This window comes from Protofrankia sp. CiP3 (assembly GCF_917627345.1).
In the GTDB taxonomy this organism is placed as follows: domain Bacteria; phylum Actinomycetota; class Actinomycetes; order Frankiales; family Frankiaceae; genus Protofrankia.
The window spans coordinates 1-11,248 of sequence record NZ_CAKJTM010000125.1 but is presented as its reverse complement, the minus strand read 5'-3'; the positions used below and the strand labels follow the sequence as shown (position 1 = coordinate 11,248).

Below are 11,248 nucleotides of genomic sequence, written 5' to 3'. Positions count from 1 at the left end.
TGACCAGCCCACGTGCGGTATCCACCAGGCCCGCCGCCACCCACGGAGCAACCGTGAACACCGCGTCCCGGGGCTCCGCGACAGACCAGCCAGGACCAGCGGAATCGATAAACGCCACACTCTCCCGCCGGGGACGAACCTCCCCCAGGACGTCTTCGCTCGACATTAATCATCCCTCTCTCGGGACCAGGCCACCGCATCACCGACACACCCACCAGCCACTCAGCCAGTCGGTCGGTCAGCACGCGCGTGCGGAAACACACTGCTGCACCCCGGGCGGAGGATCCGGCTTCATACCAGCACACGCCCAACACACGGACATTCGAACTATGACATCCGTGACGCGAGTGGGCACAGAATAACTATAACCATTCAGGATGTCCTATCGCCAACTCTACTCGCAATCTCCATATGGAGACCTCCACCTGGAAGCACTCGACGTGGGGCTGTCGGAAGATCTTCCGATAACTACCAAAACGGAGCCTTCGCCTACGGAAACGGCCCGCTGGCGCTGGGTGTCACACCGCTGTTCGGGCACCCCCTCGACGTCTTCTGTCCTGTCGTGGGCCTCAGTAACCGCCGCCAGGACTGGCCTTCAGCAAAGTTCGCCACTGAGCGTACATGACGTCCGGAGTGGGCTTATCAAGGGTACCGACCCCGGCCTGCGGAGGAGTTTAACCATACCCGAGAGGCGAACGTCCACAAGGACCAATAACTTACTCACCGCAACCATCCGATCGACCTCAGTCGCTGGAAGGCCACGGGTGCCGCTGCCGTTCACGATGCATTGCCCGGCCCGCATTGCACCTGCGGCAGAAACCACGAGATATGGGGCTCTTCGCACTACACCGGATATGGCGTTGGATCTATCACTGAAAGCGATCGGCGTCAGTAGACACTACGTAGTCGGATCCCGGATAAATGCCCCAGTTGGCCACACTCCGCCACATCGGGCACTTGATGCTAATGGGAAACTTAGCCACTGGACAATGTCGGTCGCTCGGACCTGCGACAACGCGATTGTTTCGGTCCAGTAGCGACATTTCCTGTTAGTAGACGTAACTGATCGGATACAGTTTCCGGCGTAGTGCGAAGAGCCAGATATGGCCGCCCACCAAAAAGACGAGGCAGGGCGGTCCACGCTGACCGCCCTGCCTCGTCTCGCCGGCCGGGGGAGCATACCGGCGGGCTTGCTCCCGTCCTTTCGGACCGGGAAAATCAGTGGACCAGTGCCTTCTCCGCCCCGGCTCCGGTGAGAGCACGAACCTCCATCTCGGCGAACTTGTCCGCGTTCCGCGACTCCCGGCTGGTGACCGACCCGAGCCAGCCGAGCAGGAAGGCCAGTGGGATGGAAACGATCCCGGGATTCTCCAGCGGGAACCAGGAGAAGTCGATCGACTTATCTGTGATCATCGACACACTCTTCCCGGTAGCCGCGTCGACCTTCCCCGAAACAACTGGGGAGAACGCGATGAGGAGCACCGATGAGATCAGCCCCCCGTAGATGCTCCACAACGCGCCGCGGGTGGTGAACCCCTTCCAGAACAGCGAGTAGAGGATCGTCGGCAGGTTCGCCGACGCGGCGACGGCGAAGGCCAGCGCGACCAGGAAGGCGACGTTCTGATCCTTGGCGAAGATGCCACCCACAATCGCCACCACGCCGATAACGACGGCGGTGGTCCGGGCAACCCGCACCTCCGCGTCCGGATCGGCGGCGCCCTTCTTCACCACGTTGTTGTAGACGTCATGGGCGAAGGACGCGCTGGCGGTGATGGTGAGGCCGGCGACAACCGCCAGGATCGTGGCGAACGCGACCGCCGCGACGATCCCGAGCAGCAGCGTGCCGCCGAGTTCGTAGGCGAGCAGCGGAGCCGCCGCGTTGGCCTTCCCCGGCGCGGCGTTGATGCGCTTCGCGCCCACCAGATACATCGCGCCGTAACCGAGGACGAGGGTGAACAGGTAGAAGACACCGATGACGCCGATCGCCCATACCACGCTGTGGCGTGCCTCCCGGGCCGACGGCACCGTGTAGAAGCGCATCAGCACGTGCGGCAGGCCGGCGGTGCCGAGTACGAGGGCCATCGACAGCGAGATAAAGTCGATCTTCGTAAGGGTGGACAGACCGTATTTGACGCCGGGCTCGAGCACCGCGTCGCCCTTGGGACTGGCCGCGGCCGCGTCGCCGAGGATCGAGGAGAGATCGAAGCCGGACTTGCCGAGCACCCAGAAGGTCATCAGGGCGGCGCCCAGGACGAGCAGGACCGCCTTGACGATCTGGACCCAGGTGGTCCCCTTCATTCCGCCGACCAGCACATAAACGATCATCAGGATGCCGACGACGGCGATCGTGAGGTTCTGGCCCGTGCTCCCCTTGATGCCGAGCAGGAGGTTCACCAGTCCGCCGGCGCCGGCCATCTGCGCGAGCAGGTAGAAGAAGCTGACCGCCAGGGTCGAGATCGCCGCGGCGGTACGCACCGGCCCTTGTCGCAGCCGGAAGCTGAGCACGTCGGCCATCGTGTATCTGCCGGTGTTCCGCAGGAGCTCGGCGACGAGCAGCAGCGCGACCAGCCAGGCGACGAGGAAACCGATCGAATACAGGAAGCCGTCGTACCCCTGCAGCGCGATGGCTCCGGTGATGCCGAGGAATGAGGCCGCTGACAGGTAGTCGCCCGAGATGGCGATGCCGTTCTGCCGACCGGTGAACGCCCGGCCACCGGTGTAGTAGTGGGCGGCGCTCTGGTTGCCGCCCGACGCCCGGATGACGATGGCCAAAGTGATCATGATAAATATCACAAAAATCGTGATATTGACCGCTGGCTTGCCGACGGTCTCGGCGGCGAGCAGGGTGGTTCCGGACGTGGCTGTCATGACTCGCCCCCCTCGAAGTGCGCGCGCAGCCGCTCCGCGGTCGGGTCGAAACGCCGGTCAGCCCATCGGATATAAATCATTGTGATGGTGAAGGTCGAAACGAACTGACCGAGCCCGAGCAGCAATCCGATGTTGATGTTGCCGATCACCTTGGTGGCCATGAAGCCGCGCGCGAACGCGGCGAGGCAGACATAGAGGAAATACCAGGTGAGGAACAGCGCGGTCACCGGGAAGACGAAGCGCTGGAAACGCCGCCGGTGCTCGATGAACTCAGGGCTGTCCTGGATGCTGCGGTAGCTCGGCGTCGAGCCACTGCCGCTGTGGGATTTACCTTCGCCGCCATGGACGACGTCAATCATGCTCACCCGGCATCCTCCAAAGATCGTCGCTCGACCACCCAAAGCGGCCTGTGACAGCTATCACTGTGTCGCGGAGCTGGAATCCATCGCACTCCTCGTAGACACGAGTGCGATCAGTGGCACGGATTCAGCGCTCTGCGGGCCGGGCGGGCACGACGAACGGCCGGTTTCACGCGACGAACGGTTAGCGCTACCACCACCGCTATCTCCTGCCACCGCGGCCCGGCGGCGCGGCTCCCTGCCGGGGAGCCGCGCCGCGGTCGAGGCCCAGGCCTTCGGGAGCGTGCAGACGCACCATGAGCTGGCGGATTCCCGCCGGGGTGCTGCCCGGGGTAAGCAGCGAGACAACCATCATCACCACGAACACCAGCGGCACCGTCCACGCCGCGGGCTGGGCGAACATCGCACCAGCCAGGCCGGCCGGCGTGCCGGCCACCATGGTGACGGTCGCCGCCGCTCCCGCGAGCAGGCCGCCGACGACAAGTCCGGTCAGCGCGCCGGTCACCGTCAGCTTCTCCCACCAGATACCGAGTACCAGCAACGGGGAGAACGTCGACGCGGCGACCGCGAACGCGAGGCCGACGGTGTCAGCGAGGCCGACCTGCGTGGCGAGCAGCGAAACCGACGCCGGAACCGCCACCGCGATGACAGCTCCGATCCGGAAGCCGGAAACGCTCACCCGGCCGCGGAGCAGGTCCTGACCAAGCACCCCCGCAACCGACACCGTCAATCCACTCGAGGTGGACAGGAAGGCGGCGAAAGCGCCCGCGGTCACCAGCGCGGAGATCGCGTGCCCGCCGGCCCCGGGCAGCAGCCGCCCCGGCAGCAGCAGCACCACCGTGTCCGTCCGGCCGGTCAGCAACAGGTCCGGAGTGTAGATCCGGCCCAGCGCGGCATACAGGGGCGGGAAGACGTAGAAAGCGCCGAGCATGGCGACGACGACGCCCGCGGTCCGCCGAGCGGCTCTCCCGTCAGGGTTGGTGTAGAAACGCACGATCACGTGGGGTAATCCCATCGTGCCGAGCAGGAGCGCCAGCATCAGCGAATACGTCCGGTACAGGGCGGGACCCCGCCCATCGGCCGCGGTTGGCCGCGACCAGCTGGAGCCGTCGAGAGGCATGATCTGCTCGGCATGCGGTACCGGTTCGCCGGCCGCCAGGGTGACCGTGCTGCCCGCGGCCAGCAGTACGCTGTCGGCCGGTGCGGCGGCAGGGGCCAGCCGCACACTCCCGTCCACACGATCGCCGTTGATCTGTCCATGTACGGTCAGGGTGACCGGTTCGACCACGCGCAGCCGGGTGTCCTCGATCAGGTGCACCGTCGTCGTCTGCCGGGTAACGGGATGTCCTCCGGCCGACGGGTCGGGCGCGCCGTCGGCGCCCCAGACCACCAGCATGAAAAGAACCGGTACCGCGATCGCCGTGAGCTTGAGCCAGTACTGAAACGCCTGCGTGATCGTTACCGAGCGCATCCCGCCGGCCAGCACACCCACCAGGACGACCGCGACCACAATGGCGACTCCGGCCCAGCGGGGTGCGCCGACAACTGTGTACAGCGTCAGGCTGGCCCCCTGGAACTGCGGCACCAGATACAACCAGCCGATGCCGACGACAAGCAGGGAGGCAACCCGGCGGACCAGTGGGGACCGCATCCGGATCTCGGCGAAATCCGGCAACGTGTAAGCGCCTGTCCGGCGTAACGGTGCCGACACCAGGACGAGCAGCACCAGGTATCCCGCGGTGTACCCGACCGGGTACCAGAGCATCTCGGCACCGGAGGCGAGCACCAGGCCCGCGACACCCAGGAAACTCGCGGCCGACAGGTACTCACCGCTGATCGCCGCGGCGTTCCAACGCGGGCTGACCGACCGGCTCGCGACGTAGAAGTCGCTCGTGGTGCGGGACAGCCGTAACCCGAGCCCGCCGATGCCCAGCGTCGCGAGGCAGACGCCAGCGACAGCCAGCGACTGCGGCCAAGCGTTCACCATTCCCCAGTGGCCTCAGTGCCGGTCCACCAGGCCGGCGAAGTCGCGCTCGTTCCGTTCCGCCATCCGGATGTACCACCAGGCGGCCACCAGCAGCACGGGATGAACCGCGAGACCGAGCAGCAGCCAGGGCAGCGGGATGCCGAGCAGCCGGGCGGTGCCCAGCGCCGGAACCATCGCGAACACGACCGGGATCGCGCCGATCGCAAGCAGCACTGTTCCCAGCAGCGACGTTCCCAGCCATATCTGTGCCCGCAGGAGTGAGCGCAGATAGACTTCGCCAAGCGCGGTCTGCTCGTCGAGGTCCCGGGCCAGCGGCCACGCGGGCGGGCGGGGCGCGGCATCCATCCGCGGGCTGGTTATGCGTACCCGTGCCGATGGGCGGGCCGCTCGTGTTTCCGGCCGGGAGCCGCCGTCCGGCGTGTCGCCCGTTTCCATCCCGCAGCCTCCTGTCAGAGCCGGTCGCCCTGGCTCCGAGCCAGGCTTGCCGAGCGTACGAGACGGTCCCGCAGCTGTCTGCTGTGCCGGCGGCTGACAGGCAGGACACGGTCACCGAGCCGGACGGAACAGCGGCCCGCCTCGATGCGGACCTCGTCGATAAAGGCGAGCGCGACCAGGGTGCTGCGGTGGATGCGGACGAATCCGACCGGAGCCCAGCGCTCCTCCAGCGCCGTCAGAGAGATCCGCACCAGGTGACCCTCGGACGCGGTGTGCAGGCGCGCATAGTCACCGCGCGCCACGGCAAAGCGCACCTCCGACCGCCGGACGAACCGGGTGACACCACCGAGCTCCACGGCGATCGTCTCATCCGGCGCTGACGCTGTGTGGCCGCCGACAGCGCCACCGGTATCGACGACCCGGCGTAGCGCCTCGGCCAGCCGCTCCGCTCGGACCGGCTTGAGCAGGTAGTCGGTCGCCGCCACGTCGAAGGCGGCCACCGCATGCTGCTCGTGGGCCGTGACGAACACGACCTGCGGGCGGACGGCGAAGCGCCCGAGCACCCGGGCAAGATCCAGGCCATCCAGGCCGGGCATCCGGATATCGCAGAACACGACGTCGAACCGTTCGGCGTCGAGAGCCCGCAGGGCTTCGGCTCCGCTGCTCGCCGCGCGGACCCGGCTCACCCGCCCATCCGCGTCCAGTAACCAGACAAGCTCGTTGCGGGCCGGCGTCTCGTCATCCACCACCAGCGCGCTCAGATTCTCACCGCGGCCTCTCACCGCGGCATCTCACCGTGGCGGGACATCGGAGCTGACATAACTCACCATAACTGGAGATTACTTCAGAACATCAGGGTCCAGCCAGCATGAACACGCTGGTGTGCATTCAGCCGGCCCGGACCCCCGACGCGAACTTGGGCACCCGGAAGCTCACCTTCGTGCCGGCCCCCGGTGCGGTCTCCACGACAAGCCCATAGGCGTCGCCAAAGACCGAGCGCAGCCGGGAGTCGACGTTGCCCAGCCCGATCGAATCCGCGTCCGACTCACCGGCCAGGACCCGGCGAACCAATTCTGGATCACTGCCCACCCCGTCATCCTCCACCCAGATGTGTGCCTCGGCGCCGTCATCGGTGGCCCCGAGCGAGATGTGGCCGACACCGGTCCGCTCCTCCAATCCGTGCCGTACGGCGTTCTCCACCAGTGGCTGGATGGCAAGGAATGGCACCGCGACCGGTAGCACCTCCGGAGCTACCAGAATCTGCACCTGTAACCGGTCGCCGAACCTGGCCTTCTCCAGCACGAGATAGCGCTCGATGTTGCGCATCTCCTCGGCGAGTGTGGTGAACTCCCCACCCCGGCGGAAGGCATAACGGGTAAAGTCGGCGAACTCCAGCAGCAGCACGCGGGCGCATTCCGGATCGGTACGGACAAACGAGGCGATCGCCGCCAGTGAATTGTAGACAAAATGTGGGCTGATTTGGGCACGCAATGCCCGTAGCTCCGCCTCGACGGCTCTGGTTCTGGACACCTCCAGCTCGGCGAGCTGGACCTGGGTGGAAACCCAACGCGCCACCTCCTCAGTTGCCCGGACCAAGCCGGCGCCGACGCTGGGCGCATAGGCGACCAGTGCGCCGACGACCTGGTTTTCGCTGGTCACCGGGGCAACCACAGCAACACGGACAGGGCAGTCCGGATCGGCGCAGGCGACGTCGGACGCGGTGAGGACCACGGTCCGCCCGGTCGTCAGCGCTGAGCCGGCATGCTGGATCGCGGACTCGGCGTGCGCCCCCGATCCAGCCCCGTCCCAGGCGATGGTCGCGGCGACGTCCACCAACGCAACAGCCGAGGTGCCGAGCAGGGCACGCAGATGACGGACGGCTCTGGACGCGCCGGTCGGTGTCAGCCCCTCACGAAGGTGGGGCGCGGCCAAAGAGGCGGTATGCAGGGTCGCGAACGTGGCCCGGTCAGCGCTTGTCCCGAGGTCACCGCGATGCCGGCGGCCCCAGACAACGAGGGCGACGGCAACGGCGAGGATGACCGCGGCCCCGGCCGCGAGCCCGACGCCAGGAATGCTACCGACAATCACGTTCGTGTGACAGCCGCGGACAACGACCCGGCCGTGCCCGGCTTGTTCGTCGCGCCCGGTTCCCCGGTGCCCACGGTGACCACCGTGGGCACGGTGACCGCCGCGTTCACGGTAACCACTGTGCGAGACGTCCGGGATGGCTGGCCCACCCGGCACAAACGACCGGCGACAAGGGCCTTGCGGTGGGCCCCGGCCGTCGCGGGCCCTCGCCACTCATACCCCATCGTCCTCATCATCGGCCCGCTCGGACTCGTCCGCCACTTCCACCTGGAGACCCCCGCACCGAGACCTCCGATCGGAGCTACCCGATGCGGCCGGTCCAGCGCCAGGCTTTCAGAGCTCACCGGCCGTATCGCGCGCCGACCGGCACCACTGGAAGAAAGATGCCTATGCCAAGAATAGCTGACCTCCGGATGAATAACCGGGATTCGGCCACCGGGCGGTAACACCGCGTCCCGCCAGCGAGACCGATCAGCACGGCACCGGACCGCGGCAAACCTGCCTGCCAACCGGCTTGCCAGGCCTGTCCACATTACCGCGGACCACGGCGCTGGCGCACAGTCGACAACGCATGATCACATATCAGCTCCACAGAGAGTCTCCGATGCTACCGAACACACTCGACATGATCCAGCAACCACGAGGCCAACTAATGGGTTCACACATGTTATTCTGCGCACCATTTACAATGCTTTACCAGCGGCCGAGGAGTATCGGAGAACACATCACCGCGCCCGCGATATCCGCGGGAGAATACCAGTGACCGCGGTACGGCTCGGTCGTCTCGCAGAGTCGGTCGAGATCGACCCGCAACATGTGGCCAAGGCGAATCATCAGCTGTTCGAGGCCTCAGCCGCCTTTTACGACGCGCAGTTCGGCGCCTGCCGTGCCGACAGCAGCTTCTACACGGCGGCTGCTGCCGAGTTCGGCGGACCGGTGGTCGAGGTCGGCTGCGGCACCGGGCGGATCCTGGCGCCGATCGTCGCGGCGGGCATCCCAGCGACCGGGGTGGATCATAGCGGGGCGATGCTCACCGCCGCCTGGAAACGCTGCAACGGTCAGGTCGGGCTGGTATATGCCGACCTGCGGCACGCCCCCGACATTCTGCCGCCGGTTCGGCAGGTGCTGTTCACCTCCGGGGTCTTCCAGTACGTCCTTGACGATCAGGCTGGTGTCCTGTCCGACTATGCGGCTCGATTAACGGTCGGGGGGCGGTTGCTGCTCGATGTGAAGGCGTTCTGGGACGATCCGGTCTACCGGGCCGCGCTGGACATGCCGATCTCCCTCCCGCAACGAACCCATCGGCACCCGGATGGCTCGGTGACGGTCACGACCACGATCAGCATTGATCGCACCACACATGTTGTCACCGAACGGATTCGACATACCGTTACGAGCCCGGATCTGGCCTTGTTGGACGAGGCTGAGCACATCCACGTCATGCGGTCCTACAACCTTCCGGAACTGCTGCTCATCGCTGAGCTGGCCGGCCTGCGGGTTGTTGACGTCCGCACCCGCTACCAGGACCACGCCGTTCCAGCGGACGCGGCCGGCACCCGCTACATCCTGGATATCCGCCCATGAGCACGCTTCAGCGGGGCCACGCCGGGCGGCCGGATCACGCGCCGCGCAACAGAGCCGGTTCGAACCGGGCTGCCACGGCGGCTGGCCTCAGCACACGCTGCTCGGCACCAACCGGTCACCGCGCCGGCAAGGCCCCGCAATGATCCCGTCACTGTCATTACAGAGCCTCGGATACCCCGATGATGATCCGCCAACCGTCACCCGCATGGCGATCGCCGCCGGCTTCACCGGCGTGCACCTGCACCTGCACCTGACCCCGCCGACAGACCGCGACCGCCTCGCGCGGCTCGTCGACCACCATCAGCTCACCGTCACCTGGGTCTACCCCATAAATGATCTCTTTTCCGCCGACGCGGCCACCCGGCACGCCGCGCTGGCCACGTTCACCGCCACCGCCGCATACAGCGCCCGGCTCAGAGTGGCCGTGGTCTCCTCTCGGCTGCCAGCCGACATCATCCCGATCGCAACGCGCCGGCATGCCCTGCCAGGAGCGCTCGCGAACCTGGTCGATCTCGCGGGGACAGCCGGACTGACATGCGGCATCGAGCACCTGCACCGGCCGACCACAACCTGGCACACTCCGCAGGAGCCGGCAGGCAGCCTCACCGACCTGGTCGAGCTGCTGTCCGCCCTTGGCCCGGCCACCGGGCTCGTCGTCAACAGCGCCCATCTCGCCGCCGCGGGCGCCCTCGGCGATCTCGCATCCACCACCGCCACCGAGTCCCGCACCTGGCTGGAGCGAGTCATCGACGTCCGGCTGGCCGACCCGCCACCGGCCGGACAGCCGGAGCACGAGCAACGCTGGCCCGGTACAACCGGTCGTATCGACCATACGCGGCTGTGCAACCAGCTCGCCGACGCCGGCTATCGCGGACCGGTGATGGTGGAAGCATCCGCCGCTCCCGGCGTGGCACGCATCCATGCGGCGTTTCAGGCCAGAACCTTCCTCAGCACCCTGCCGACCACCAATTTCGATCATCCAGAGCACGGCCCGCTCCACCCGCCGCGGCCGGCAACGACTCCGGTGAGAAGCTCCGCACCATAGCGACACGCACGCGCTCCACGCACCGAGACTTCCTGTCCGCCGGGCCCGGCGGATGGCACGCGGGCAGGTGGTGGGAGTCTTACCCGTACCGACGAGGCGAGTACCCATATCGGCCGGCACGCCCGGCCGTCGGCCCTGTCCGCTGTCTCTGCCCGGAGACCTCCTGACCGAGATCTCCGTTTGGAGCTATCTCACGCTGTGGGTCCTGGCTCAGGCTGTCGGATGTGACACAGACCGCTGAAGAACCGGTTGAGGTGACGGTGGCCGAACCCGCCGGTTTCGTCACCGCCGACCTGGTCGGCTCCGTCAACGGTTACCAGCAGAATTCTCAGGCACGAGTGCGGCCGGCCAACGCACAGCGCGGCTTTCCGGGAAACGGGCCACCCCCACCCATGCCGGGCACCACCGGCGCCCCAGCCCCGTCATCGCAGCGAGCCGGCGAACGGTCCCGGCCTGCCAGCTGTTCGGTGCAGCCGGCTACACCCAGGATTTCCCAGCCGCACCCGTCCGCCGCGATTGACCGTCCCCAGAGCCTGTAGGCCGGTCGTCCAACCGTGCTCCGCCAGCCGCATCCACTCTCACCCATTCATCGTTCGGGAGTCACGGATTTTTCAGCACACGCTCCTGGCAAGGGGTTCTCTATGGACAGACAGCACCGAACCGCCCAGCGGGTAGCTGTCGCAGTCGTGAGTGCCGCGGTCGCGTTGACGACGGCCGCGTGTGGGACGCCGCAGCCCAACAGCAGCCGGGAAAGCAAGGACTGCGCGGTGCCCGGAGTAACCGCGAACGAAATCAAGATCGGTCTTCTTTACCCGGACACCGGCCCGCTGGCAGGCGGATTCCACGCCTTCCGCGCCGGCGTGGACGCGCGGCTGGGCACGG

Annotated in this window: 8 protein-coding genes and 1 pseudogene; 3 read left to right on the top strand and 6 right to left on the bottom strand. The window is 66.9% G+C overall.

From position 1 onward, the window contains the following. Positions 1–1,218: 1,218 nt before the first annotated feature. The 6 genes from MJ797_RS23660 to MJ797_RS23635 form a co-directional block, all read right to left on the bottom strand. On the bottom strand, positions 1,219–2,868 hold the full coding sequence (locus tag MJ797_RS23660; protein ID WP_239341363.1) for a cation acetate symporter: 1,650 nt from the start codon (positions 2,866–2,868) through the stop codon (positions 1,219–1,221). After that, positions 2,865–3,227, bottom strand: a complete 363-nt coding sequence (locus MJ797_RS23655) for a DUF485 domain-containing protein (protein WP_239341365.1) — start codon at positions 3,225–3,227, stop codon at positions 2,865–2,867. The genes MJ797_RS23660 and MJ797_RS23655 overlap by 4 nt, the downstream gene beginning before the upstream one ends. Positions 3,228–3,429: 202 nt before the next feature. Next, positions 3,430–5,214 (bottom strand): cation acetate symporter, encoded by a 1,785-nt coding sequence (locus MJ797_RS23650; protein WP_239341361.1) that lies wholly within the window; start codon positions 5,212–5,214, stop codon positions 3,430–3,432. 12 nt (positions 5,215–5,226) lie between these two features. Further along, positions 5,227–5,649 (bottom strand): hypothetical protein, encoded by a 423-nt coding sequence (locus MJ797_RS23645; RefSeq protein WP_239341358.1) that lies wholly within the window; start codon positions 5,647–5,649, stop codon positions 5,227–5,229. A gap of 14 nt (positions 5,650–5,663) precedes the next feature. Beyond that, positions 5,664–6,431, bottom strand: a complete 768-nt coding sequence (locus tag MJ797_RS23640) for a LytTR family DNA-binding domain-containing protein (protein ID WP_239341356.1) — start codon at positions 6,429–6,431, stop codon at positions 5,664–5,666. A gap of 106 nt (positions 6,432–6,537) precedes the next feature. After that, the gene (locus MJ797_RS23635; protein ID WP_374582872.1) at positions 6,538–7,686 is read right to left on the bottom strand and encodes a sensor histidine kinase; all 1,149 of its coding nucleotides are present in this window, start codon (positions 7,684–7,686) and stop codon (positions 6,538–6,540) included. A gap of 810 nt (positions 7,687–8,496) precedes the next feature. On the opposite strand from MJ797_RS23635, the gene MJ797_RS23630 reads away from it, so the two are divergent. The 3 genes and pseudogenes from MJ797_RS23630 to MJ797_RS23620 form a co-directional block, all read left to right on the top strand. Then, entirely contained in the window at positions 8,497–9,321 is an 825-nt protein-coding gene (locus MJ797_RS23630) for a trans-aconitate 2-methyltransferase (RefSeq protein ID WP_239341352.1), read from the top strand. A 139-nt stretch (positions 9,322–9,460) separates the two neighbouring features. Beyond that, positions 9,461–10,366 (top strand): sugar phosphate isomerase/epimerase, encoded by a 906-nt coding sequence (locus MJ797_RS23625; RefSeq protein ID WP_239341350.1) that lies wholly within the window; start codon positions 9,461–9,463, stop codon positions 10,364–10,366. 641 nt (positions 10,367–11,007) lie between these two features. Next, positions 11,008–11,248, top strand: a pseudogene (locus MJ797_RS23620) (hypothetical protein); the annotation flags it as partial.

Bases quoted from the DNA above. Each gene is read 5' to 3' on its own strand.
- MJ797_RS23660 (WP_239341363.1), bottom strand. From the start codon at position 2,868: ATGACAGCCACGTCCGGAACCACCCTGCTCGCCGCCGAGACCGTCGGC.
- MJ797_RS23655 (WP_239341365.1), bottom strand. From the start codon at position 3,227: ATGATTGACGTCGTCCATGGCGGCGAAGGTAAATCCCACAGCGGCAGT.
- MJ797_RS23650 (WP_239341361.1), bottom strand. From the start codon at position 5,214: ATGGTGAACGCTTGGCCGCAGTCGCTGGCTGTCGCTGGCGTCTGCCTC.
- MJ797_RS23645 (WP_239341358.1), bottom strand. From the start codon at position 5,649: ATGGAAACGGGCGACACGCCGGACGGCGGCTCCCGGCCGGAAACACGA.
- MJ797_RS23625 (WP_239341350.1), top strand. From the start codon at position 9,461: ATGATCCCGTCACTGTCATTACAGAGCCTCGGATACCCCGATGATGAT.